We start from the raw sequence: 25,632 nt of genomic DNA, 5'->3' as shown, positions 1-25,632 counted from the left end.
CAGATAAATTATACTCTGTGCTGCAAGTGTAAATCACAGTAGTGCGAAATTGAAACTACACTGTTTCTTTATGTGGACGCTTGAGTTAGTATGCGCCCGCTTTTCCAAGTTGGAATTAATTAAATAGGTAAACGGCAATGCCAGTAAACTCTATTTTAGGTGTATTTGCAAAATCACCTTTAAAGCCTTTAGAACAGCATATCGATAAAGTTCATGAATGTGCTGCACTTCTTGTTCCTTTCTTTGACGCCACAATGGCAGGAGATTGGGATGAAGCGGTTAAAATTCGCAAACAAATTAGTCTGCTTGAAAAAGATGCTGATTCGTTAAAGCGAGAAATCCGCTTAACTCTGCCCGGTGGCTTGTTTATGCCGGTTGAGCGTACTGACTTACTTGAGTTATTAACTCAGCAAGACAAAATCGCCAACACAGCAAAAGACATTTCTGGCCGTATCATCGGGCGTCAATTAGTCCTCCCTAAACCAGTACAAGAGTCGTTCAATGCTTACCTTAAGCGTTGCCTTGATGCTGTTGCGTTAGCAAAACAAGCAATTAATGAACTTGATGACTTACTCGAAACGGGTTTTCGTGGTCGTGAAGTGAAGTTGGTTGCCAATATGATCAACGAATTGGATAAAATTGAAGAAGATTCAGATGATCTTCAAATCCAGGTTCGCCGTCAACTGTATGCTGTTGAATCAGAATTGAATCCAGTTGATGTAATGTTCTTATACAAAATTATCGAGTGGGTGGGTGGTTTAGCTGATATTGCTGAACGTGTAGGTTCCCGTCTAGAGGTTATGTTAGCTCGTAACTAATCACAAGGTTATCAAGGAAAAGACATGGTTGATGTATTAATCACCAACGGCCCGACGCTAATCGCGCTTGCGGCCATATTTGGTTTTCTGATGGCGTGGGGTATTGGTGCAAATGATGTTGCCAATGCCATGGGAACTTCTGTAGGTTCTAATGCCATTACGATTAAACAAGCGATTATTATCGCAATGATTTTTGAATTTTCTGGTGCCTTTTTGGCAGGTGGAGAAGTCACCAGTACAATTCGAAACGGTATTATTGATGCTGCTTACTTTACTGACAAGCCTGAGTATCTCGTTTACGGTATGATTGGTTCATTGCTTGCCGCGGGTATTTGGTTAGTTGTTGCGTCAGCTTTAGGCTGGCCTGTATCGACCACTCACTCAATTATCGGCGCTATCATTGGTTTTGCTGCGGTAGGAGTCAATGTTGATGCAGTTGCTTGGGGTAAGGTAGTTGGAATTGTAGGCTCTTGGGTCGTGACTCCTGCTATTTCAGGTTTTATTGCTTATACCATTTTCCAAAGTGTGCAAAAACTGATTTTTGATACCGAAGACCCATTGGGTAATGCCAAACGTTATGTGCCGTTTTACATGGCATTGGCAGGCTTTGTGATGTCACTTGTGACTATCACTAAAGGCTTAAAACATGTTGGGTTACATTTCTCTACTTTAGAAGCTTACATGCTAGCAACTGCTATCGCAGTTGCTGTTGGTCTTTTGGGTAAAGTGGCCATTTCTCGCTTAAAAATGAGTGAAAAAGCAGACCGTCAAACACAATTTGGTAACGTTGAAAAAGTGTTCGCAATTTTGATGGTTGTTACAGCGTGTTGTATGGCATTTGCCCACGGTTCAAACGATGTAGCTAATGCTATTGGCCCATTAGCGGCTGTGGTATCAGTTGTTGAAAGTGGCGGTGTCATTGGTTCTGAAGCTGTTTTAGCATGGTGGATTCTTCCGCTAGGTGCTATCGGTATTGTGTTAGGTTTGGCGATATTTGGCCAACGCGTAATGCAAACTATCGGTAAAAACATTACTCATTTAACACCGAGTCGTGGTTTTGCTGCTGAGTTAGCTGCAGCTTCAACGGTTGTACTTGCTTCAGGAACAGGTTTACCTATTTCTACAACACAAACCTTAGTGGGTGCAGTGTTGGGTGTGGGAATGGCGCGTGGTATTGCTGCAATCAATATCGGTGTGGTTCGTAACATCGTAATATCTTGGGTAGTGACTTTACCAGCAGGTGCAGGCCTATCTATCGTGTTCTTCTACATAATTAAAAGTATCTTTAGTTAATAATAGAAGTTAATCTCGACTTAAGAAGGAAGTCCTATGACTTCCTTCTTGCATTAATGGGACTAAGTAAATAGCATTAATGGGATTACATAAATAACATGATTGCTATTTAATAGCGTTAGGGAAAAGGCTGTGTTGAAAGTCATTAATTTTTTTGCTTTGTTATTGTTGTCGTTGAGCGTTAATGCTCAAACGTCTTCACATTATATTTCAGATGATGTGTTTACCTATATTCACGGTGGACCAGGCACTGATTTTCGTATTATTGGTAGTGTAGAAGCGGGTCAACCTATTCAGTTTTTAGGTAAAACTGAAGGTGAGTATGCTCAAATTATCGATAATAAAGGCCGTGAGGGCTGGGTTCGTAGTGCGTTTGTTACCGAACAACCTAGTTTAAGAGAGCGTTTCCCGCTGGTTGAGCAAGAGCTTATTAAGGTTAATGAGCAACTTAATCAAATCTCATTGGGAACCGATAATGTTAGTCAAGACTTCGAGTTAGCCAAGCAAAAAGTGACAGAGCTTCAAGCTGCCTTAGAAAAAGCCTTAGCTGAACGCGATACCGCCCAAGCTAAAGTGGATACGACTAAACAAGATCAACAATATCAGATGTGGCAACAAGGTGGCATTATTGCTGGTATTGGTGCGTTAATTGGGATCATTTTAGTGTATTTACCCCGTCCTCAGCTGCGTAAAAAGAGTCGGTGGATGTAATTAATCGACAATATATCAAATTTTCAAACAGAAAGGCTAACATATCATGTGTTAGCCTTTTTTGTTTTTTAGCATTGTAAGGTACTGATAATTATGAGTAGATTTTGTTCCTGACATTATCATTAAGTTAGCTAATATTAAACAGGTAAACCTTCTGCTACATTTTATGTGCACCGAAGCGAGTTTATGGACTAATAGAGAGTGTTCTTGATCACATTTTGATTGTATACTCGCCCGAATCGTACATTGTATACAAAATAAAATGCTGTAATGTACGTCACACCCATTGGTTTTTACCCTCCTTCAACTGACCATGATGGAAGCGATTATGATGTTCAAAGCGAGTGAAGTACTGGGCGGTCGCTATGACAACGCCACTCTCGAAGAATTGTTTAAAGCAGTTACTGACAATTACATTGTTGATGAAGAACAGTATCTAGCAGAGTTAATTACGCTGGTGCCCTCATCCGATGAAGAAATTCAGCAGGTGACTCGTCGAGCACATGAATTGGTGACTAAAGTTCGCCAATTTGAAAAGAAAGGCTTGATGGTTGGTGTTGATGCTTTTTTACAGCAATATAGCTTAGAAACCCAAGAAGGCATTATTTTAATGTGTCTTGCCGAGGCCTTATTACGCATTCCAGATGCTGACACAGCCGATGCATTGATCGATGATAAGTTATCAGGTGCTAAGTGGGATGCACATATCAGTAAAAGTAGCTCTGTACTGGTTAATGCCTCTACTTGGGGATTAATGCTGACGGGTAAAATCGTTAAGTTAGATCGTAAAATAGATGGTACTCCAAGCCATTTGATTAATCGTCTAGTTAACCGTTTAGGTGAGCCTGTGATCCGCCAAGCTATGCTTGCTGCGATGAAGATTATGGGTAAACAGTTTGTGCTTGGTCGCAATGTTAAAGAAGCATTAAAGAATAGCGAAGACAAACGTGAAATGGGCTATACCCACAGTTATGACATGTTGGGTGAAGCTGCGTTAACCGCTAAAGATGCACAAAAATATTTTACCGATTACAGTCATGCTATTCGCGATCTCGGTGCGCAGGCATACGATGAAACTGACGCGCCAAGACCGACTATTTCAATCAAACTTTCAGCGTTGCACCCGCGTTATGAAGTGGCCAATATTGATCGCGTATTGACTGAATTATATGACACCGTTATTAAGCTAATAGTCCAAGCTCGCCAGCTAAATATTGGTATTTCAATTGATGCTGAAGAAGTTGATCGTTTAGAGTTATCTTTAGCTTTATTCAAAAAGCTGTATCAATCAGAAGAAGCAAAGGGCTGGGGCTTACTCGGTATTGTTGTTCAGGCTTATTCTAAGCGTTGTTTACCGGTGTTATGTTGGATCAACCGCCTTGCTAAAGATCAAGGTGATGAAATTCCGTTGCGCCTAGTTAAAGGTGCTTATTGGGACAGCGAGCTTAAATGGGCTCAACAAGCGGGTGAGGCGGGTTATCCACTTTATACCCGTAAAGCGGGTACCGATGTCTCATATCTAGCCTGTGCACGTTTTTTATTATCCGAATCAACTCGCGGTAACATTTACCCACAGTTTGCTACCCATAATGCACAAACGGTCGCTAGCATAGATGCTATGGCGGGTGATCGCCTATACGAGTTCCAACGTTTACATGGTATGGGACAAGAGCTTTATGACACTATGCTTGCTGAAAGCGGTGCTAAAGCTGTGCGTATTTATGCACCAATTGGTGCCCACAGAGATTTACTACCCTACTTAGTGCGCCGCTTATTAGAGAACGGTGCCAATACATCGTTTGTACATAAGTTGGTTGACCCGAAAACCCCAATCGAGTCTTTAGTGGTACACCCTTTGGTGACACTAAAAGGCTATAAGAGCTTTACCAATCATAAGATTGTTAAACCGGCGGATATATTCGGCGTTGAGCGTAAAAATTCTAAAGGATTAAATATGAATATTATTTCAGAGTCTGAGCCATTTTTTGCGGCAATCGAGAAATATGCTCAAACACAATGGCAAGCAGGCCCATTGGTTAATGGCAAAACCTTAACCGGTGAAATGCGAGACGTAGTTAGCCCATTTGATACCACTAAAATGGTCGGTAAAGTGGCTTTTGCTGATAGCCAAGCGATTGAAACTGCTATTGCATCAGCTGAGAGTGCTTTTGCTCGCTGGTCACGTACTCCAGTTGAAATCCGTGCCACTGCATTGCAAAAACTGGCTGACTTATTAGAAGAAAATCGTGAAGAGTTAATTGCACTTTGTACCCGTGAAGCGGGTAAGAGTATCCAAGACGGCATTGATGAAGTCCGTGAAGCAGTGGATTTTTGTCGCTATTACGCGGTGCAAGCGAAGAAAATGATGGCTAAGCCAGAATTGCTTCCTGGCCCAACAGGTGAGTTGAATGAGTTGTTTTTACAAGGCCGCGGTATATTTGTGTGTATCAGCCCTTGGAACTTCCCATTAGCGATATTCTTAGGTCAAGCAAGTGCGGCATTAGCTGCGGGTAATACCGTTATTGCTAAACCTGCTGAGCAAACATGCCTAGTGGGTTATCGCGCGGTTCAGTTAGCGCATGAAGCGGGTATTCCTACCGACGTGTTGCAATTCCTACCAGGTACTGGCGCGACAGTAGGGGCTGTATTAACCGCTGACGAGCGTATTGGTGGTGTATGTTTTACTGGTTCTACCGGTACGGCTAAGCTAATTAACCGTACTTTAGCAAACCGTGATGGTGCAATTATTCCGTTAATTGCCGAAACCGGTGGCCAAAATGCGATGGTGGTGGATTCAACTTCACAACCTGAGCAAGTGGTTAATGATATTGTGTCTGCCTCTTTCACCAGTGCCGGTCAGCGTTGTTCAGCATTACGAGTACTATATGTACAATATGATGTTGCCGATCGCGTGATTGAAGTGATGAAAGGCGCAATGGAGCAATTAACCATTGGCGACCCAAGTTCTGTGAAAACAGATGTGGGCCCGGTAATTGATGCGGCGGCTAAAGCGAACTTAAATGCCCATATTGATCATATTAAGCAAGTGGGTAAATTAATTAACCAACTAGCGTTACCTGCTGGGACTGAAAATGGTCACTTTGTTGCCCCGACAGCGGTAGAGATTAATTCGATTAAAGTGTTAGACAAAGAACATTTTGGCCCAATCCTGCATGTTATTCGTTTCAAAGCGGCTGATTTAGGTAAGGTTATCGATGAAATTAATAGTACGGGTTATGGATTAACCTTAGGTATTCATAGCCGTAACGAAGGTCATGCTTTAAATCTTGCTGATAAAGTGAATGTGGGTAATGTGTACATTAACCGCAACCAAATTGGCGCAGTAGTCGGTGTACAACCATTTGGTGGTCAAGGTTTATCTGGCACGGGTCCTAAAGCGGGCGGCCCACACTATTTAACCCGTTTTGTTACCGAGAAAACCCGCACCAATAATATTACCGCTATTGGTGGTAATGCGACATTGTTATCGTTAGGTGACTCTGACGAATAAGTGTTAATCGCTTAGTGTTAGTTAAAATAATGCCCGCAATTGCGGGCATTATTGTTTATCCCGTTTTATCAACGCAGTTGAGACAGACTCTATTGCAGAGTCGGTATGAGAGCAGGATGGTATTTTTGTTATATGATTGGCTAGATTAGCGGTGTTTTGTTTAATGATTGAGCTATTTTTGTAAAAAATCGACTGGAAGGAAAGAAGTCTAGACGTCTATGTTGCAATTTGAAATAACTTCTCTTATTCTTGGCGCAGATGAATAGGATGTGTAGGATGTAATCCTAGTATTCACTCAGATGAATATTGCTTTTCCGTCACAAGCCTAAAAATATAGAAAAAGAGAGATGACTTTGACTAAACCCACCACAAGTAACAGTTCGCCAACGGCATCCTTTATTGCTTTGTTGCCTTTATTTGTTTTTCTCGGACTATTTATTGGCGCTGGAGTGTACTTTCAAAGCCAAGGTGTTGATTATGCTTTTTATCAATTGCCCAGTGTGATTGCTATTCTACCTGCCATCATGTTGGCCATGCTGCTGTCTAAACAAAAAATCAACAACGCGATTGAAACCTTCATTGAGGGTATTGGCCATAGCAATATTATCGCCATGTGTTTAATTTATTTACTGGCGGGTGCATTTGCCTCTGTTGCTAAAGCAACGGGTGGTGTTGATTCTACGGTTGCTTTAGGTTTATCGCTGATTCCTGCTGACTTATTATTGCCCGGTTTCTTTATGATAGCGGCATTTATTGCTACTGCTATGGGCACGTCAATGGGCACGATAGCGGCAGTGGCGCCTGTCGCTTTGGGTGTGGCAGACCAAGCACAAATTGAATACGCATTAATGGCGGGGGCGGTAATGTCTGGGGCATTGTTTGGTGATAATTTATCCATTATTTCGGATACTACTATCGCTGCGACTCGCACTCAGGGATGTGATATGAAAGATAAGTTTCGCGAAAATTTAGTCTTTGCTATTCCAGCCTCAATTTTAACGCTTGTTGCTTTTTCATTTGCAGGCCAAGGGCAGGCTACTATTGCCCCGCAACAAATTGAATTTATAAAAGTATTACCGTATTTAACCATATTGATTTTGGCCGTTTCAGGGTTGAATGTATTTGTGGTGCTAACCTTAGGTATTTTACTGGCTGGCCTGACAGGGATATTAGCTGCAGATTACAATGTTATTCAATTTGGCAATGATATTTATACTGGCTTTACCAATATGCAAGAAATCTTCATTCTTTCTATGTTGGTAGGAGGTTTAGCGGCACTGATGCAACAGCAGGGTGGCTTGGCCTTTGTGAATGATAAGGTCGAAGGGCTAATTAGCCGTTTTTCTAAGTCTGCGGGCGATACGTCACCACGCGCAGCTGAATTAGGCATAGCGAGTATTGTTGCCGCGACAAATACCTGCGTGGCAAATAATACGGTTTCCATTGTGGTGACTGGCGATATCGCTAAAGACTTAGCAGAAAAACACGGCGTTAGCCCTAAGCGAGCTGCCAGTGTAATGGATATTTTTGCCTGTATTATTCAGGGGTTGATCCCCCATGGGGCTCAAGCATTATTAATAGCATCAGTGTTTACTATTAGCCCATTAACGGCGGTATCGAATGCCTGGTATTGTATGATTTTGGCGGTTGTTGCGGTCATTATTGTGATATTTAGAAAGCGTGCATAATCTATCAATATTGATTTAAATATACTATCTGTTGACTGTATTAGCATTAGTATCAGTAAGCCCTAAACCGTGTTTAGGGCTTTTACTTTTTTAAAGATACAGGTAAGCTCGATTGTCTTATTTCTCATACCTGATCGCCTTGACTAAACAGCATACAAATTACGACTTATATCTAGTGATTGTCTTTATGTCATTAGCTGCGGCAATTATTGCCAGTATTGGCGTCTCGTCTGCATTATTTGCACAAGTACAACAAATGCAAACCAGCATCTTTACTATTCGTCCTGATATTTTAGGGGATTATATGAATTCTCCTTTAGCTGTGGTGTTTAACCTGTCTTTGCTTGCAGCTGGTGTATGTTTCTTGTTGGGCACTTTGGCTATTTATTTTACTTTTTCGGATGTCTTAAGCCGAGGAATTGCCGTTGTAGGGGGGATTGTTGGCTTGAGTATTGCGCTGATGGGGATGTTTCCAATTAATTTCTTAGAGTTGCATCGCAAGGTTTCAACCTTGTACTTAGTTGGTTCGCTAGTCTTACATTGCTTATGTTTCGCTGATTACTTTAAACCCAAAAGCACTATGACTCGAGTGGTGTTTGGATTATCGATAGTGGCAATAGTCACGTCCGTTAACTTAATTCGTTTATTAGATTGGCATTTACTTGATTTCCCTTCCTGCGATGACAATGGTAGTCATTTCTGTTGGGTATCGTCTAGTATGTGGTTGTTAACTCAAGCGAATATTTTATGGTGTGTATGCCTTGGATTAAGCATACGCCAACACATAGTTGTACAACAGTCATTATCACGTCACGTTGTGCCAGCATAAACCGGTATGGCTCAATATCGTTTAGCCCATTACCTTGCCCTTTGCGGCATCGCCTCAAGGCGTCAATGTTCAAGAATTATTGAGGCTAGTCGAGTCACTATTAATGGCTGTTTAGCTTTACATTCAACGGTTATTGATACTGATTTTATTGATGATATTCGTGTCGACGATGTAAAAGTTCTTAAGCCTGAAGATAAAGTCTATTGGTTATATCATAAGCCTGTAGGAGTCGATTGTCGTTTAATTGAAAGCGACCCTAGTAGTTTACTGCATCACTTACCTAAAGGGCCAAGATTGTATCCTGCAGGGCGATTAGACAAAGATTCCCGAGGACTATTATTACTCACCAATGACGGTCAATTAACCCAGCGATTAATGCATCCTGATTTTCATCATTCAAAAACCTATCATGTCAGTGTTGATAAACCTTTTGATGAGCTGTTTTTGGCGACAATGGCTGCGGGCGTGACCTATCAACAAGCCAGCCAAAACGTCACGACTCGAGCGTGCCTGGTAAAGTCTTTGGCTTCGGTACAATTCGAAATATTATTGACCCAGGGATTAAACCGACAGATCCGTAAAATGTGTCAAACACTAGGCTATCGGGTGATTGATTTAAAGCGAGTCGCGATAGGGGAGGTAGAATTAGGTGATTTGCCAGAAACAAAACGGCGACCGTTAACGGCCGCCGAATTAAGCATGTTAATGCAACCAATAGGCGTTACTTAACGATTTCCATTTCTGCTAATAGATTATCGGCGTGATCAACATGCTCCATAATCCATAACATGTAGCGGCTATCAACCTGGATTGAACGGTTTTTATTGGCATCGTAGCCCCAATCACCAATAATACTTTCATACACACCATCAAATAGTAAACCGACTAATTCAGCGCGGCCATTTAGTGTCGGTGAGCCAGAGTTACCGCCAGTCGTATCTAAGGTTGATAAAAAGTTAACTGGAACAGAATCAATGGCTTTGACATAGTAGTCACCATATTGTTTTTGTTTGATTAACTCGAGCTGCTTAGCGGGCGCATCAAATGGGTCCATGCCTGTATCTTTAGCTAAGATGCCTTCTAAGCGTGTAAATGGTACTGCCACCAAACCATCTTGTGGTGAATAGCCTTTCACATTACCCACAGAGACTCGTAAGCTTGAGTTGGCGTCAGCATAAACGGGTTTACCAAGCTCACGATTATAAGCAATGATAGCGTCCATAAACTGTGGACGTACTTTCATTAGATCACCCGATAATTGCTTCTGTGCCTGCTCTAGCTTCATGCTTTCATCATAGGTACTGACAGCAAACTGAATGAAGGGGTCGTTAGACTTTTTAAAATCTGCAACCGACTTATCCATCCATGCTAAACGGGTAGCTTGATCAGCTAATTTTGTGTTAGCAAACATCTTATCTACGGTCTTATTCAGCTTCTTAGCGTCGAACTTGTTGCCAATATTGAAGGCTTTATCAAATGCTGGTAAGCGCTGTTCTGCAGGTAGGTTGGCGTAACGCGTTAACATTTCTATTAACAATGCCTTGTCGACACTAGCTGCATAGCGACGATCAATACGTTCCATACTTGAGGTGAAATTGGCTATATCACGCTCTTGATAACCTGGTTCACGCTCCATGTCAGGTAGTGTTTTTTCGTTAGCTAAACGATATAAATCACGCGCTGTTGTCAGCATGGTTGTGTAGGTAATGTAGCCTAATAAGGTATCACGCTGCTGGTTTTGTTGGCTTTTAGTGACTAATTTATCTAATTCAACTAAGGTTTTACCATATTTTTCCTGGCGCGCCGAGTCAGCATTAATCCATGATGCTAGGTCGCTTTCTACCTTTTTGCGATCCTCTAACATCGGCATTTTGCCGTAGAACTCAATCATGGAGGCAAAGTTTTTAGCGTAGTTTGCTAGTCCAGCAATTAAGCTTTCATACTTAATGCGATCATCTGTGCCTTCTGCTGCAGTGTCTTTGATGATTTCAATCATGCGTTCACGCAGAATCTTACCTTCTGGATAAGCCCATTCGAATTGATTTTCAACCTCGTTTGCAGTGCGGTAACGATTAGTGCTACCCGGATAGCCTGCGACCATCACAAAGTCGCCATCACTAACGCCTTTAGCTGACACTTTTAAGAAACTTTTTGGCTCATACGGGACGTTGTCTGCATGGAAGTCCGCAGGCTTGCCGTCTTTACCTACATAAGCGCGATAAAATGAGAAATCACCGGTATGGCGAGGCCACATCCAGTTATCGATATCGCCACCATATTTACCGACACTACCAGCTGGGTTATAGGTTAAACGAACATCACGAATTTCGAGCTGCTTAACGAGATAATATTCTAAGCCGCCATGGAAGCTGTAAACCTGACAATGGTAACCGTCTTCTTTCTCACATTCAGCCACTAAGGCTTTTTCCTGCTGTTCGATACCGGCGTAAAAGTCGTTGCCTACTTTATCCATTTGGCCTTTTTTAACTTTATCGGTTACATCGGTTACCGCTTCGGTAACATAAACGCGCGACCCTGGTGTTGCCGGTAACTCTTCTTTATATGTTTTGGCTAAGAAGCCATCTTTTAATAGATTTTTTTCTGGGGTTGAGTTGTACTGAATTGCACCATAAGCACAGTGATGGTTAGTAACAACTAAGCCTTTTGGTGACACAAAGGATGCAGTACAACCTCCTAAACTAATGACCGCATTCATAGGGAATTCAGTGAGTTTAGAAATTGATTTCGCATCTATTTCTAAGCCTTTTTCTTTGAGCATGTCAGCCATGGCGGGTAACTGGTGTGGCTGCCACATGCCTTCATCGGCTTGGGCAGTAAAACTGGCAGCAATCGCCGCCGTAAGTAACCATGTTTTCATTGTTATAAGTCCATTTTGATAAAGTAATCACATGCTCAAGGGGTTTGGCAGTATGTGAAATAAACCGAATATACATTAGTGTATTTATTATTTTAGATATTTAGCGTGATGTTTAAACGACTATATTGACCCACAAAAAAGTCAGGCCTAGGCCTGACTTTAACAAAACTTGTAACAGGTTAACAGCGTCAGAAAAAACCAGTTACAAACTAAATTTAATTCTGTTAGCTATCCATTAACCCAATGCGACCATTATCTGTGCAATCACAATTAAGACCCCAATAATACCTGCTATTATCAGTGCCGGCATGCCACCCATCACTTGATAACCACCGAAGTTCTGAGGCCGCTGCTTTAGTGCCATCACGATCGGTAAAAATATGATCATCACAACTAAAGGAATAGCCGCAAAACCTAATACTTGAAAGAAGCCATCTGGGTAGAATAAAGCACATAATAATGGCGGAATAAAGGTAATTAACCAGGTTTGAATACGGCCAGCGACATCACTTCGAGCACGAGTCAGTTCAGCCACATAATCAAACAGACTCATGGTGACGCCTAAAAATGAAGTGATGAGTGCTAGGTTGGCAAAAATATCAATAAATTGGCTGACAATTTGTGACTCAACTAACCCTTGTAGTGCCATTACCAGTTTAGGCAATGAGCCTCCAAGTTGATGAACTGTGGAGCCACCTAGCGTACCTAGTGTGACCAATAACCATAAAATGTAGCAAACTAATGGAATTGTAGAGCCAATTAACAGTACTTTACGCAGTGATATCGCATCCCCATCAAGATAGCGCACAATCGTGGCAATACACACATGGAAACCAAATGAGGTAAACACCACAGGAATAGCAGCTAGCCATAAGTGAGTTAACTCATTGCCTTGGGCGACTTCACTTACTGTGTTGGTCAATGCCGCGCTTAAATTAACATCTGGCAGTAAAAAGGCAACGACCAAGACTAATAACACCACCATAGCGGTAAACAGCACTCGAGAGACTTTATCTATCCAGCTAACACCTACAGCAATAATGCCACCAAAAATGACGGTGAATAATAGCACTGCTGCTTGATTACTTAAGTTAAGACCTAATGGGGCTAAGCGGGTTTCCAGTAGGGAGGAGCCACCCATTAAATACACCATGGTTAAGGCGAATAATAAACTTAAAAACGATCCACCTTGAATTAATTGTCCTACCTTACCTAATGTTTTACCGGTAATGGCATGGACATTATCGCCTACACCGGTACGTAAATTGATTTCTAACATGAGTAAAGAGGTGTATGCAGAGATGCCCCAAATGACAATGAGCAGCAAGATAGCTGGGACGATCCCCAGTGCCGCAGTGGCTAAAGGTAATGCAAGCATGCCACCACCAATAGCAGTACCAGCGACTATCGAAATAGATCCAAGTGTTTTAAAATTCACGAACGCGTCCATATAGTTATTGTTTTATTGCAAGCGACATTAGCAGAAGGCAAACAGCTCAAGCAAGAAACTTAGTCGTTTAAAGACTTTTTGCACTGTGTAGAAACAATTACATAACATTTAGCCCGCCAACATCAAAGCCAATATTTGTATTGTGCATTCATTAGCTGGCTTGGGAATTAGGAAATGAGAAGAAGGGCATTATGATGTTGTATGCCTTTTAAGTTTGGGTTATATTGCAGCCCTCGTTTTAGGGGAGTAGCTAGCTTTAAGTTGTTGCCATCAATAACTTTTGGCGTTTATATCAACATAATTGGCCAGATTGCCATGGTATAAACAACAAAGAAGCCCTTTGTTAAGCAAGACCTAGTACGGTAACAGTAGCTTAGAGGGCTTGCTGTTGCTTGTGCTTGGTTTATACGCCCTCTAATAACGCTAGGATTTTCCCTTGGAAGCACTTCTTACTTCAACCTTTACCGTGGCTATTGCTGAAATTGGCGATAAAACTCAACTGTTAGCATTATTGTTAGCGGCGCGTTTTCTCAATAAATCAGCCATTGTTCTAGGTATTTTGTTGGCAACACTACTCAATCATTTTGTCGCAGCTTGGGTCGGACAGTTTGCTATTAGCTGGCTTGATCCTCAATGGGCTAGCTATGCCGTTGCAGTGTCATTTTTTGCTATTGCCCTATGGGTTCTGATACCCGATAAAGTGGATGAGGATGATAATAGCTTTTATAAACTAGGCGCGTTTATGGCTACCTTCATTTTGTTCTTTATTGCCGAGATGGGTGATAAAACTCAAATTGCCACAGTCGTATTAGCGGCGAAATATGATGCACTTGCCATGGTGGTAATAGGCACTACATTAGGGATGTTAATCGCCAATGTGCCAGTGGTATTACTGGGTCATTTTAGTGCTGATAAATTACCGATGAAAATGATCCACAGAACTTGTGCAGCTTTATTTGTGGTGCTCGGCGTAGTCACTCTATTGTATGGCGTGTGATCGCTACAAAAGCCGATTCTATTAAGTGTGCGCTAATCGGCGTTATCTATTGCTTAAAAGTGCTTAAATTATAGTCAGTTGATAATCGGGTTGGGGTTAGCTTAACTTAGCTTTACTTCAACCTAGATTAACCATTGAAAATAAATGTAGAGGTTGAGCTATGCAAAGACATGGGATCACAATAGGAATTGAGCGTCATCAACAACACTTTTTTATCATTATGAAGGTGGTGGGTAAGCTCACCCATGAAGACTATCAAATTATTACTCCGATACTAGATGATGCATTAGCGCAAGTTGCTAAGCCTAAAATGAACATGTTTGTGGATATAAGCGAACTTGAGAGCTGGGAGTTACAAGCCGCTTGGGATGACTTAAAGCTTGGAGTTAAAAACCGTACCAGTTTTAATAAAGTGGCTATTTTTGGTGACCAAAATTGGCAAGGTTTAGCTGCAAAAGTGGGGGGATGGTTTATTAACGGTGAGATGATGTCTTTCAACGACAAACATCAAGCTTTTGAGTGGTTGCAAAATTAACCACTCTTATTTGATTGCTTTAGACTGCCATCTTATCTATTTACTCGACTATTAACTTACAGCTTATTGGCGGCTGATTAATTTGTTCAATCGTCGCCTGTTGTTGATGAGTCCATAGGCTAGTATTCTGCGCCTGGTATTTAGCGCCAGAAGCCGTACGGGTTAATAGTCCTAATTGGGATAAATTTGCTGGAGGCACGCTAGATGTTTTTTTCGCCAGACTGTAGCTAAATACTGCGGCGGGGATGGCAGTATTATTATAAAAATAGGCTGTTAATTTGTTCTGTGGATCATGGCCACATTGATAATAAGTTGCACTTGGCACCTCTACAGCGCCTGCTAGAATTTGTAGCTCAGTTATACGAGATTGGTAATTAAGCTTAGTACATTCTTTAGGGTTATCGGCTTTCCAGCAATCATTACGGCCTTTAATCCAGCCTCTTTGCTCAGCTTTAATGCGGTTAACTTGCTGCCCATCGACTTGTGAAACTAATTGGCTGAAAAGGGGCTGTAACTGAATATCCAGTAGAGCCAACTCTTCTGATTGACAAATAAGCTTCTCAATAGACCCGCGTGCTTTATTGCACTCAAAGCTAGGTGCTTGAGCCACAGACGTAGCGGCGTAGCTCTGCGCAATTGGAGTTAAACCAATCACAGTTAAACCAACCGCAGTTAACCCAATAGTAGCCAAAGCCGATAAATTTTTCATCAATGTATTTCTCTATCCATTATTCATGACAGACCATAATGACGTAATCACTAAGGTGTCGCAATTTAAGATAGCTAATTACACAGTAAAAATTTAGGCAGTCGTATTAATATTGTGACCTGCATTGCCAACAGGTGCTGGAGGCGCTGCTGCTTCAATAAGTTGCAGTGCCATTTGACCTTCCACTTTTTGTTGATCCTTCGCCATAACAGCGGCTTTCAAGCTATGGCCTGAATCAATATTTGCTGGCATGTTGCTTGGAGCGTTTACCGAAATTGTCATATAAACCTCACTTTTATTAAATAATGGTGTTTGTATTCTGTCTATTTGTATATCGGCAGGCGTATTGAATACTGTAGCAAAGATATCGGATTAATATGCTTCCCTAGCAAAATATAATAAATTCTTGGCAAAGTATTCTCTGTTATTGGCAAATATTATAGATTGTGCACAACTAGAATATGTTATACTTGAGCAAATTTTAAAGGGAATATTTATGCCATCAGCCAACCCATTAGCACTTGAAAATCAGGTGTGTTTTTCATTATATAGCGTCACTAATGCGATGATCCGTGCTTATCGCCCTTTGCTTGATGAGTTATCACTGACATATCCGCAGTATTTAGTCATGTTAGTGTTGTGGAAAGAGGCGGGCATAAGCGTTAAAACCTTGGGCGAGCGATTGCATTTAGACTCAGGTACGTTAACCCCCTTACTTAAGCGCTTAGAAGTAAAAAAGTTAGTAATACGAGGCCGTAGTGAAGAAGATGAGCGAGTTAGAGTATTACACCTTACCGAACAAGGTCAAATGCTACGCCAACAAGCTGAATCAGTCCCTGAAATGATGCGTTGTAAAGTGGGTGGCGATCTGGCACAACTTCAGCAGCTTAAAAGTTTATGTGATAACGCGTTAAAAGTACTTAATTCTGATAAGGCATCAAGTTGTGAAGTGTGAGTTTTTTGAAAAAGGTCATTGTTTATCCTGTCGTGATATTCAAATCCCTATGTCAGAACAGTTACAGCATAAAATGACCAAACTACAGCAGTTTTTTGGCCAATTGCCTGTTGAGCAATGGCTTGAACCCATTGCAAGCCAAGAAAATCGTTTTCGCAATAAAGCCAAAATGGTGGTTTTAGGTGCAGCACATCAACCTATTTTAGGTATTGTCGATCCCCAGGGGCAGCCCATTAGTTTATGCGATTGCCAACTGTATCCTGAAGATATGCGGCAGCTATTGCATAGATTGCAATTGTTCGTGCAACAAGCGGGAATTCCGCCTTATCGAGTCGATAAAAGTAAAGGTGAGCTTAAATTTATTCTGCTCACCAGAAGTTATATCTCTGGTGAATTTATGCTGCGCTTTGTGCTGAACAGTGAACAGGCAATTTCACGAATTAAGCGAGAACTACCTCAGTTACAGGCTGAATTTCCTAAAATCAGTTTAGTGTCGGTTAATATTCAACCTGTTCATATGGCGATTTTAGAGGGCGATCAAGAAATATTTTTAACCGATCAAACCCGTCTTGCTGATCGCTTTAATGATGTGCCTTTATATATTCGTCCTAAAAGTTTTTTTCAAACCAATCCACAGGTAGCTGAGCAACTTTATCAAACCGCTCGAGAGTGGGTAGCGGCATTTAATCCACAACATATTTGGGATTTATTTTGTGGGGTGGGTGGATTCGGACTACATTGTGCAAGTGGCAAAATTCGGTTAACTGGGATTGAAATTGAGGCCGAAGCGATCGAGTGTGCCAAGATGTCTGCCGCAGAAATGGGTCTAGAGGACATCAGCTTTAGGGCGCTGGATTCTACCGATTTTGCTAATGGGATCGCAGCAAATGATAAACCTGATTTGATTATTGTTAATCCGCCAAGGCGCGGAATAGGCGAGTCGCTTTGTCAGTCATTAAGCGCATTTTCACCTAAAGCAATAGTTTATTCGAGTTGTAACCCAATCAGTTTAGTGAAAGATTTGGCGATGATATCAGGATATAAAATTACCAAGGTGCAGTTGTTTGATATGTTTCCACATACCGACCACTATGAAGTGCTGGTGATGTTAGAAAAGAACTCTCTTTGTCATTAAGTATTCATAATAGTGTCATAAACTAAATCGATATAAGAATATTAGGAACTCAGCATGTGGCAAATTTTTAGTCGTTTTTTAGCATTAGGATTAATTAGTTTCGGTGGCCCAGCTGCACATATTGGCTATTTTAGAAAAACCTTTGTACAAGATTTAAATTGGCTGGATGATAAGCAATACGCCAGTTTTGTCGCATTGAGCCAGTTTATGCCAGGGCCAGGTTCAAGCCAAGTTGGCTTTGCGATTGGTTATCATAAAGGTGGATTGCCCGGGGCATTTGCAGCATTTTTAGGTTTTACACTTCCTTCATTTTTACTGTTATTTCTATTTGCTATATCCACTGCCAGTTGGTTGCAATTGGACATGGTTGCAGGTGCTATTCACGGTTTAAAATTACTTGCTGTTGTTGTAGTCGCTGATGCTACTCTGGGTATGTTTAAGCAATTTTGCCAACGTAAAACGGCGCAATGTTTAATGGTAGCCACTGTCGCGTGTATTTTATTATTTCCGGCATTATTAACACAAATCGTGGTATTAATTGTTGCGGCTATTATTGGTGCCTTAGTTCTGACTCGCGGTGAAAATACCTCCCCTGATACACCTGAAATAAAGTTGAATTTACTGTGGTTAGCTATTTTTGTTTTAGGGTTAATTGCTTCTTACTTTTTAGCATCTCAGCCCGATAGTCTTGGGCAAATTTTTGGACAGTTTTATCAAGTTGGCAGTTTAGTGTTTGGTGGTGGCCATGTTGTACTGCCGCTACTTGAGGCTAATGTTGGCGATCTTGTTACCCAAGATAGGTTTTTAACCGGCTATGCGCTAGCACAGGCTGTACCTGGGCCTATGTTTACTCTGGCGACGTTTCTTGGGGCTGATATTTGGCAAGAATCACCCATTTTAGGTGCACTTGTCGCCACCATCGCTATTTTCATCCCCGGATTTTTATTGATGTTAGTGGCATTAAATAGCTGGGGAGCCATTAGTCAACGTCCGGTTATCGCTGGTGGATTAGCTGGGGTGAATGCCGCAGTGGTAGGGTTACTGTTTGCCGCCTTGTATCAGCCTGTTTTTAGTAGTGGTGTGGCGAGTTCACTCGATATGGCATTGGTGGTAATTGGCTTTGGAGTATTAAAAATATTTAAACCTAATATCGTGTTGCTTGTTGCCGGCTTTGCAGCTTTTGGCGCACTGTTAAGCTTGTTGTAACCTAGCATTTATACCCGTTTTATCAGGCTTTTATTACTACAGTAGAACGTGGTTCAGTGTTTGTCATGGCAAGCGTGTTGGGAAAGGTAGCCTTAAGCCTGCCAATGATTAACGATTCATTTTTTTTACAAATACCACGACGAATAATGCAATCGTAAAGCTACCCGTAAAGGCCTCGATTGCCGCAACCAATTTGGAGTAGCCAATGGGTGTAAAGTCGCCATAACCTAAGGTGGTAAAGGTAACAACTGAATAGTAAATGCAGTTTAGAAGCAGCTTAATGTTTTGGCTAATGCTATTGTCGAAGTTGAATTGATGGATTTGTTCACCATAGCTAAGACCGGTGAAAAAGAAACACATTGCACAGATTGCAATCAGTGCCATAGAAAACCCTATCACTCGAAGCGGGGCTTCACCATAACCACACAATAGATCAATTGACTTAGATATCATGCGTTTTGATGACCACTTAGGCATCTGATGTCGTCGCATTATGAGCTCGTTACGCATAAAATGTCCGGCCATGGCAAATAAGCCTTCACGATCGGCAGCTTTACGTAAGTCACGATATATCTCTTCAGACTGTTGGTAATAATCCAAGGCAATTTCTATTTCTCCCAACCTATCTGCTTTACGAGCCATACGTTCTTGCTTGATTTTCGTTCCCGTATAAATGTTTTCAATTTTGGCACCTTTCCATTTTACGCCTAATAGATTGGTGTTGGTTAGGTTGGCGCAATGCATATTGGCATCACGTAAATCGGCCTTCATTAAGCTAGCTTGTTCAAGGTTGACATTGAACATATGTGCGCCTTGAAGGTTAGCTCGATATAGCTCTGCATGACTCATATCAAAACCTGTTTTTGCATGATGTTTAACTAAGTCAACACCCGTTAAATTTGCCCGCTTTAAACTAATGCCGCGAAGCATTCCTCCGCTACGAGCAAAAGCTTCAAGCCTAGCTTTGTCGTCAGGCTTGTTTTTAATAATGCGTGGGTCATGCCAGTAACAAAGACCTGAAGGCTCTGCAGTTTCATGGCAGGAAAATCCTTCATCTTCGTGGTAGCAACAAGTTGGGTTATCTGAGTTCATTATTACAGTATAGCTAAGCTATAAAATCTTGATAAATTCAGTTGAAATATATTCGACTTAATTAACCCAACTTCGGTCTAGGTTTAGTGCCGCGCATGGGGTAAAATACGCCGTTAAACCTTTTGTTAACCGCTATTTTTTAAGTTGAAAATTCATGTTTGAAGTTAATCCGGTAAAATTCAAAATTAAGGAGCTGGCCGAGCGCACAGAACTTCTTAGGGGGTACCTTTGACTACGCTGCTAAAAGTGAGCGTTTAGAAGAGGTTAGCCAAGAGCTTGCAAGTTCAGAAGTATGGAGTGAACCTGAGCGTGCCCAGGCGTTAGGGAAAGAGCGTTCAGCCCTTGAAGCGGTTGTAAAAACCATTGATGATATGGATTCTGGCCTTGAAGATGTCGCTGGGTTATTGGAATTAGCCATTGAAGAAGACGATGAAGAAACCTTTAATGATGCCAGTAACGAAATTGCCGAACTTGAAAAGCGTCTAGCAGATCTAGAGTTTCGCCGTATGTTTGCTGGCAAAAATGATGCTGCAAGCTGTTATCTTGATATTCAATCAGGTTCAGGTGGAACAGAAGCACAAGATTGGGCCAATATGGTACTGCGTATGTATTTACGCTGGGGCGAAGCGCATAACTTTAGCCCAGAATTGATTGAAGTTACCGCTGGGGATGTGGCCGGTATTAAAGGCGCTACCATTAAGTTTACCGGGGAATATGCGTTTGGCTGGATGCGAACTGAAACGGGTGTACACCGTTTAGTGCGTAAGTCGCCTTTTGATTCATCAGGTAAGCGTCATACTTCTTTTTGCTCGGTATTTGTGTACCCTGAAATTGAAGATGATATTGAAATTGATATTAATCCTTCTGATTTACGTATTGATACTTACCGCGCATCAGGTGCGGGTGGTCAGCACGTTAACAAAACGGATTCTGCAGTACGTATTACCCATATTCCAACCAATACTGTGGTGCAGTGTCAAAATGACCGCTCACAGCATAAAAACCGTGATTCCGCTTTTAAACAATTAAAAGCCAAGTTGTACGAGTTGGAAATGTACAAGCAAAATGCTGATAAGCAAGCCGCTGAAGACGCTAAGTCTGATATTGGTTGGGGCAGTCAAATTCGTTCATACGTTTTAGATGACTCCCGCATTAAAGATTTACGTACCGGTGTTGAAAACCGAAATACCCAAACCGTTTTAGATGGCGATTTGGACAAGTTTATTGAAGCTAGCCTTAAATCTGGCCTTTAACGAGAGAAGAAGATGACTGAACACACTCAAGATGAAAACAAGTTAATTGCAGAACGTCGTGCAAAATTGGATCACATCCGCACGAATTGCCCAGCAAATGGTCACCCAAACAACTTCGATCGAAAACATAAGGCTGCCGATATTGAAGCTGAGTTCGGTCACCACACCAAAGAAGAACTAGAAGGCATGGGCATTCAACGCTCTATCGCTGGTCGTGTTATGGCTAAGCGTGGTCCTTTTTTAGTGATTCAAGATGTGAGCGGTCGTATCCAGGCTTATGCGGGTAAAGATGTTCAAAAAGATTTGAAAGAGACGTTTCAGGGTTTAGATATTGGTGACATTATTGGTGTTACCGGTCAACTTCACCTGTCAGGTAAAGGCGACTTATATGTCAACATGGAACAGTATCAGTTACTGACTAAAGCATTGCGTCCATTACCTGAAAAATTCCACGGTTTAACGGATCAAGAAACACGTTATCGTCAACGTTACGTTGATTTGATCGTCAATGAAGATTCACGTAATGCTTTTATTATGCGTTCTAAAGTGGTTTCAGCTATTCGTAACTTTATGATCAAAAAAGAGTTCATGGAAGTTGAAACACCAATGATGCATAGCATTCCAGGCGGTGCTTCAGCACGTCCTTTTGCCACGCACCATAATGCATTAGATATGGCGATGTACTTGCGTATCGCGCCAGAGCTTTACCTTAAGCGTTTAGTCGTAGGTGGTTTTGAGCGAGTATTCGAAATTAACCGCAACTTCCGTAACGAAGGTTTATCACCGCGTCATAACCCAGAATTCACTATGATGGAATTCTATATGGCATACGCTGATTTCAATGACCTTATGGACTTAACCGAAGAAATGCTAAGCTCTATCGCGACTGAACTTTGTGGTTCTCCACAACTTCCATACGGCGAGCATACTGTTGATTTTGGTGGCCCTTACGCACGTTTAAGCATGTTAGATGCGATTAAGAAATACAATCCAGACAATGCTACCATTCAGTCAATGACCTATGAAGAAGTTAAAGACGTTGAATTTATGCGTACCCTTGCCAAAAGCATTGGAATGAAAATTGAGAAGTTCTGGACTTGTGGTCAATTGTTAGAAGAAATCTTTGGCGAAACCGCCGAAACTCAGCTAATGCAACCTACGTTCATTACTGGTTATCCAGCGGACATTTCACCGCTTGCGCGTCGTAATGATGACAATCATTTTATTACTGACCGTTTCGAGTTCTTTATTGGCGGTCGTGAAGTCGCTAACGGTTTCTCTGAGCTTAACGATGCAGAAGACCAGGACAGTCGCTTTAAAGCGCAGGTTGATGCCAAAGATGCCGGTGATGATGAAGCAATGTTCTATGATGCAGATTACATTACAGCACTAGAGCATGGCTTACCGCCTACAGCGGGTCAGGGTATTGGTATCGACCGTTTGGTGATGTTATTTACTAACACCCATACCATTCGTGATGTGATTTTATTCCCAGCGATGCGTCCACAGGGCTAATCTCTGTAATAAGTGTTCAAAGCTTACATAGAAAAACCAGCCAATAGGCTGGTTTTTTATGTTTAGTAAGGTCACCTAATCAAATTATGAATAATAAAAATGGCCCTTGATGGGCCATTTTTATTAAGCGAACGATATTACGATTATTGGCTAATTAAGCCATTGTTAATCGCAATAACATCATCTTCATTCAAGGTGCCTGCAGCTTGCTTTAGTGCTACGATTGAATTGATATAACCATAGCGTGCATCAGACAATTTACGCTTTGAATCATATAAATCACGGGTACGATTTAATACATCAACAATAGTACGGGTACCGACTTCAAAACCGGCTTGAGTTGCTTTTAGTGCACTTTCAGACGAGACCACTGATTGCTCATATGCTCTGATCGAACTAATAGAAGCATTAACGTTGTTAAAGTTGTTACGCACATCTTTAACGACACCACGATGAGTTTGTTCTAGTTTTTCACTGGCTTCAACATATTGATATTGTGCTTTCTTAACCTGTGAAGAAACTTTGAAGCCTTCGAAGATAGGTACACGTAAAGTAATACCAATATTAGCGTTGTCATAGTCAGGCGTAGGTTGTTGATCAAGTCCTTTAGTGTAACCCGCATCAAAATTTAGGGTCGGCATATGGCCAGCTTGATAAAGCTTAATTGTCTCACTAGCAATGTCTTTACCAATACGCTGTGCAAGTAATGATAAGCTGCTTGTTTCTGCCATTTTTAACCAGTCGCTAGAGCTAGCAGGTGCTGGAGTACCCGCTGAAAAGCGGTTGGTGTCGAGAATGTTAATTGATTTATGGTCGATACCAGTGATTTCACGCAGAGCTTCATAACTATTGGCTAACGTGTTCTCAGCTAAAATCTCTTGTGCAGAAGCTAAATCGTATTGTGCCTGAGCTTCGTGTACGTCAGTAATCGCAGTTAAACCCACAGCAAAGCGCTGCTTAGTCTGTTCAAGTTGGCGTTCGATAGCCGCTTTTTCAGCGCCTTGGAATTCAAAGTTATCTTTAGCTGTTAATACGTTGAAATAAGCATTAGTCACGCGAGTGATGAGTGACTGTAATGCTGATGCATAAGACGCATCAGCTTGCGATGCAGCCATTTCAGCAAGGTCTAAACCTACCCATGCACTGTGATCGTATATTAACTGGCTTAGTTTTACACCACCGGTAAGTCCAGCTGGTTCAACCCTTGATTCACCTTCATACTTATTCCATGCTTTGGAATAACCAACGGTTGCGCTGATTGTTGGCAGTAAAGGAGCGCGGTTTTCTTCAATGCTCTCGTATAATGCATCACGCTGAGCTTGTGCTTGCAATACAACTGGATCGCTGGTGAGAGCTTGTTGATAAATTTGCATTAAATCGTCAGCTTGTACAGTTGGCGCGAACACTGCAAACGATAACGCTGCGTATAGAGTACCCATTTTGAATTTCATTTTCTGCCCTTTTAGACAATGCTTAAATATTGTAGTTAAAGATATAACGAACTAATTATTAAACCTATCTATTATTGATGGCATTAGCCTGGATAGGTCGATTTCAGTGCACTTAATCAAATGATTAAAGTGGCAAATACTGGCAGCCTTATCGCCATGTTAAACGTGATTGCGATAAAGCTTAAATTTTGTAAACACTATTAGTTTAGAAAAAGCATAACAAATGACGGTGTCTTAACGTATTTGCATTTATGCAATATCACTTACAAAAAGTGATTTTTTTCTAAGCTTAAGTATCTTATAGTTGGCCAAAGTGAGCTTTTATTCAATAGACGTAAAATGCTACTTATTCGACTATTAAAAACTTATCGATTTAAGTCAACTTTGAAGTGTAACAGATTTTATTTCACACTAGGCAAACTCAACAATAATTCAATTCATTTCATCTTAATTATGCGGTGAATACTTTCTTAACCATATATCCATTTAACATTGGGTTTTTTATGAAAAATACAATACCGACAGTAAATTTTGATGCCGACAATGACTTTGAACTCTTGTCTAAGCGAGTGCTCTACCAAGGTTTTTTTCGGTTAGACGAATATCGCTTTAAACATAAGTTGTTTGCAGGTGGCTGGAGTGGTGAAGTCACTCGAGAAGTATTTGAGCGCGGCAATGCCGTTGTGGTATTGCCATATGATCCAATTCGAGATCAAGTCGTATTAATCGAACAGTTACGCGTGCCTGCATTAGCAACGACTAAATCAATCTGGCTTCTTGAGCTTGTGGCAGGTATGATCGAGCCCGGCGAAAAACCAGAACAAGTTGCGACAAGAGAGTTATTTGAAGAGTCAGGCTTAGTCGCTAGTCATATTGATTATATCAATAGTTATCTTGTTAGCCCCGGCGGTACAAGCGAGCGTTTTTACATGTACCTTGGGCGAGTCGATGCTAGCCAAGCAAACGGCATTCATGGACTTGATAGCGAAAATGAAGACATTAAAGTTCATGTGGTTAGCCGTGAGCAAGCTTATGATTGGGTGAAATCCGGTCGAATAGATAATGCATCAACGGTTCTGGGTATACAGTGGTTAATGTTGAATTATCAGCAATATCTGAATCAAGTGGATTAGGTTAAAACAACTGGTTACATATTTGAGGTGAAGTGAATCAATTGGCACAGCTAAGTTCGCAAGATAAGAGTAGATATCAACCCAATGTCAGTGCTTTTTTAGCATTGTGCGGGCGAAATTATGCGCTGATTTTAAAATGGTTGCCAGACGTGATTGAAACCGACACATCTTGGGTAGTTGAAGGTGAGTTTGGTTCACTGGCTATTACATTGATTGAAAACACTCGATATACCCAATTAGTTGAGATCTCGCGAAGTTTACCCCATAGCTTATTTATATCATCCCCGAAAGTGGTGGTGAGAATATATCATGATGCTCAATTAGCAGAAGTGTTAACTAGCCAACAGATTTTTAGTTTTAAACCGGTATATGATTATCCTAATATACACATGCATCAGGCAGATGAAAAATTTCAAGTGAATGCATTTTTAGAAGAACTACTTAAGATAGGTTGTCACAGCATTACTTTTTAG

The 25,632-nt window shown here is 41.3% G+C and carries 22 protein-coding genes; 16 read left to right on the top strand and 6 right to left on the bottom strand.

Annotated elements, in window-relative coordinates; genetic code table 11:
• Window positions 1-137 precede the first annotated feature (137 nt).
• From ACRWQL_RS07705 to ACRWQL_RS07675, 7 genes are all read left to right on the top strand, one after another.
• On the top strand, window positions 138-818 hold the full coding sequence (locus ACRWQL_RS07705) for a TIGR00153 family protein (protein WP_434952966.1): 681 nt from the start codon (window positions 138-140) through the stop codon (window positions 816-818).
• Between the two features lie 24 nt (window positions 819-842).
• Window positions 843-2,111, top strand: coding sequence for an inorganic phosphate transporter (locus ACRWQL_RS07700; RefSeq protein ID WP_434952965.1), 1,269 nt, complete (start codon window positions 843-845; stop codon window positions 2,109-2,111).
• Between the two features lie 132 nt (window positions 2,112-2,243).
• Window positions 2,244-2,822: a TIGR04211 family SH3 domain-containing protein gene (locus ACRWQL_RS07695; RefSeq protein WP_434939875.1), complete on the top strand. Its 579-nt coding sequence runs from the start codon at window positions 2,244-2,246 to the stop codon at window positions 2,820-2,822.
• A 316-nt stretch (window positions 2,823-3,138) separates the two neighbouring features.
• Window positions 3,139-6,333, top strand: coding sequence for a bifunctional proline dehydrogenase/L-glutamate gamma-semialdehyde dehydrogenase PutA (gene putA / locus ACRWQL_RS07690; RefSeq protein ID WP_434953350.1), 3,195 nt, complete (start codon window positions 3,139-3,141; stop codon window positions 6,331-6,333).
• A 347-nt stretch (window positions 6,334-6,680) separates the two neighbouring features.
• Window positions 6,681-8,021: a Na+/H+ antiporter NhaC family protein gene (locus ACRWQL_RS07685; protein ID WP_434952964.1), complete on the top strand. Its 1,341-nt coding sequence runs from the start codon at window positions 6,681-6,683 to the stop codon at window positions 8,019-8,021.
• A gap of 112 nt (window positions 8,022-8,133) precedes the next feature.
• A complete protein-coding gene (locus ACRWQL_RS07680) occupies window positions 8,134-8,850 on the top strand; it encodes a hypothetical protein (RefSeq protein WP_434952963.1) in 717 nt (238 codons plus the stop codon).
• A gap of 6 nt (window positions 8,851-8,856) precedes the next feature.
• Entirely contained in the window at window positions 8,857-9,579 is a 723-nt protein-coding gene (locus ACRWQL_RS07675; RefSeq protein ID WP_434952962.1) for an RNA pseudouridine synthase, read from the top strand.
• Here the strand turns inward: ACRWQL_RS07675 and ACRWQL_RS07670 are convergent.
• Together ACRWQL_RS07670 and ACRWQL_RS07665 are read right to left on the bottom strand one after the other, a co-directional pair.
• Window positions 9,572-11,728, bottom strand: coding sequence for a S46 family peptidase (locus ACRWQL_RS07670; RefSeq protein WP_434952961.1), 2,157 nt, complete (start codon window positions 11,726-11,728; stop codon window positions 9,572-9,574). The two genes, ACRWQL_RS07675 and ACRWQL_RS07670, sit on opposite strands and share 8 nt — an antisense overlap.
• A 235-nt stretch (window positions 11,729-11,963) precedes the next feature.
• Window positions 11,964-13,166 carry an aromatic amino acid transport family protein gene (locus ACRWQL_RS07665; protein ID WP_434952960.1) on the bottom strand — a complete coding sequence of 401 codons (1,203 nt, stop codon included), beginning with the start codon at window positions 13,164-13,166 and terminating at the stop codon, window positions 11,964-11,966.
• A gap of 448 nt (window positions 13,167-13,614) precedes the next feature.
• On the opposite strand from ACRWQL_RS07665, the gene ACRWQL_RS07660 reads away from it, so the two are divergent.
• Together ACRWQL_RS07660 and ACRWQL_RS07655 are read left to right on the top strand one after the other, a co-directional pair.
• Complete coding sequence (locus tag ACRWQL_RS07660) at window positions 13,615-14,175, top strand: TMEM165/GDT1 family protein (protein ID WP_434952959.1); 561 nt, start codon at window positions 13,615-13,617, stop codon at window positions 14,173-14,175.
• A 160-nt stretch (window positions 14,176-14,335) separates the two neighbouring features.
• Window positions 14,336-14,710 carry an STAS/SEC14 domain-containing protein gene (locus tag ACRWQL_RS07655; protein ID WP_434952958.1) on the top strand — a complete coding sequence of 125 codons (375 nt, stop codon included), beginning with the start codon at window positions 14,336-14,338 and terminating at the stop codon, window positions 14,708-14,710.
• A gap of 40 nt (window positions 14,711-14,750) precedes the next feature.
• Here the strand turns inward: ACRWQL_RS07655 and ACRWQL_RS07650 are convergent, their stop codons facing one another.
• Window positions 14,751-15,419: an MliC family protein gene (locus ACRWQL_RS07650; RefSeq protein ID WP_434952957.1), complete on the bottom strand. Its 669-nt coding sequence runs from the start codon at window positions 15,417-15,419 to the stop codon at window positions 14,751-14,753.
• A 93-nt stretch (window positions 15,420-15,512) separates the two neighbouring features.
• Window positions 15,513-15,701, bottom strand: coding sequence for a cytoplasmic protein (locus ACRWQL_RS07645; RefSeq protein WP_226411312.1), 189 nt, complete (start codon window positions 15,699-15,701; stop codon window positions 15,513-15,515).
• Window positions 15,702-15,915: 214 nt separating this feature from the next.
• Between ACRWQL_RS07645 and ACRWQL_RS07640 the strand changes: the two genes are divergently transcribed.
• Genes ACRWQL_RS07640 through chrA form a run of 3 tightly spaced genes read left to right on the top strand, consistent with a single transcriptional unit; the run spans window position 15,916 to window position 18,715 of the window.
• Window positions 15,916-16,374, top strand: a complete 459-nt coding sequence (locus tag ACRWQL_RS07640) for a MarR family winged helix-turn-helix transcriptional regulator (RefSeq protein ID WP_434928196.1) — start codon at window positions 15,916-15,918, stop codon at window positions 16,372-16,374.
• On the top strand, window positions 16,364-17,509 hold the full coding sequence (gene rlmC, locus ACRWQL_RS07635) for a 23S rRNA (uracil(747)-C(5))-methyltransferase RlmC (RefSeq protein ID WP_434928198.1): 1,146 nt from the start codon (window positions 16,364-16,366) through the stop codon (window positions 17,507-17,509). Before ACRWQL_RS07640 ends, rlmC begins: the two co-directional genes overlap by 11 nt.
• Before the next feature lie 54 nt (window positions 17,510-17,563).
• Window positions 17,564-18,715 (top strand): chromate efflux transporter, encoded by a 1,152-nt coding sequence (gene chrA, locus ACRWQL_RS07630; protein WP_434939883.1) that lies wholly within the window; start codon window positions 17,564-17,566, stop codon window positions 18,713-18,715.
• Between the two features lie 108 nt (window positions 18,716-18,823).
• On the opposite strand, the gene ACRWQL_RS07625 is transcribed toward chrA, so the two are convergent.
• Window positions 18,824-19,807 carry a pentapeptide repeat-containing protein gene (locus tag ACRWQL_RS07625; RefSeq protein WP_434952956.1) on the bottom strand — a complete coding sequence of 328 codons (984 nt, stop codon included), beginning with the start codon at window positions 19,805-19,807 and terminating at the stop codon, window positions 18,824-18,826.
• 154 nt (window positions 19,808-19,961) lie between these two features.
• Between ACRWQL_RS07625 and prfB the strand changes: the two genes are divergently transcribed.
• Together prfB and lysS are read left to right on the top strand one after the other, a co-directional pair.
• A protein-coding gene (prfB, locus tag ACRWQL_RS07620; RefSeq protein ID WP_434928203.1) for a peptide chain release factor 2 occupies window positions 19,962-21,060 on the top strand; the annotation gives its coding sequence in 2 pieces (ribosomal slippage) (window positions 19,962-20,036 and window positions 20,038-21,060; 1,098 coding nt in all).
• A 12-nt stretch (window positions 21,061-21,072) separates the two neighbouring features.
• Window positions 21,073-22,575, top strand: a complete 1,503-nt coding sequence (gene lysS, locus ACRWQL_RS07615) for a lysine--tRNA ligase (protein WP_235086544.1) — start codon at window positions 21,073-21,075, stop codon at window positions 22,573-22,575.
• A gap of 143 nt (window positions 22,576-22,718) precedes the next feature.
• Here the strand turns inward: lysS and tolC are convergent, their stop codons facing one another.
• Window positions 22,719-24,026 (bottom strand): outer membrane channel protein TolC, encoded by a 1,308-nt coding sequence (gene tolC, locus ACRWQL_RS07610; protein ID WP_434952955.1) that lies wholly within the window; start codon window positions 24,024-24,026, stop codon window positions 22,719-22,721.
• A gap of 503 nt (window positions 24,027-24,529) precedes the next feature.
• Here tolC and nudF point away from each other — a divergent pair.
• Together nudF and ACRWQL_RS07600 are read left to right on the top strand one after the other, a co-directional pair.
• Window positions 24,530-25,159, top strand: coding sequence for an ADP-ribose diphosphatase (nudF, locus tag ACRWQL_RS07605; protein ID WP_434928206.1), 630 nt, complete (start codon window positions 24,530-24,532; stop codon window positions 25,157-25,159).
• A 41-nt stretch (window positions 25,160-25,200) separates the two neighbouring features.
• Window positions 25,201-25,632, top strand: coding sequence for a DUF1249 domain-containing protein (locus ACRWQL_RS07600; protein WP_434953349.1), 432 nt, complete (start codon window positions 25,201-25,203; stop codon window positions 25,630-25,632).

Origin of the sequence: Shewanella sp. HL-SH4 (genome assembly GCF_051164845.1) — a bacterium.
GTDB lineage: Bacteria > Pseudomonadota > Gammaproteobacteria > Enterobacterales > Shewanellaceae > Shewanella > Shewanella glacialimarina.
The sequence above is the reverse complement of the archived record's forward strand: the minus strand, read 5'-3'. Positions and strand labels throughout refer to the sequence as shown.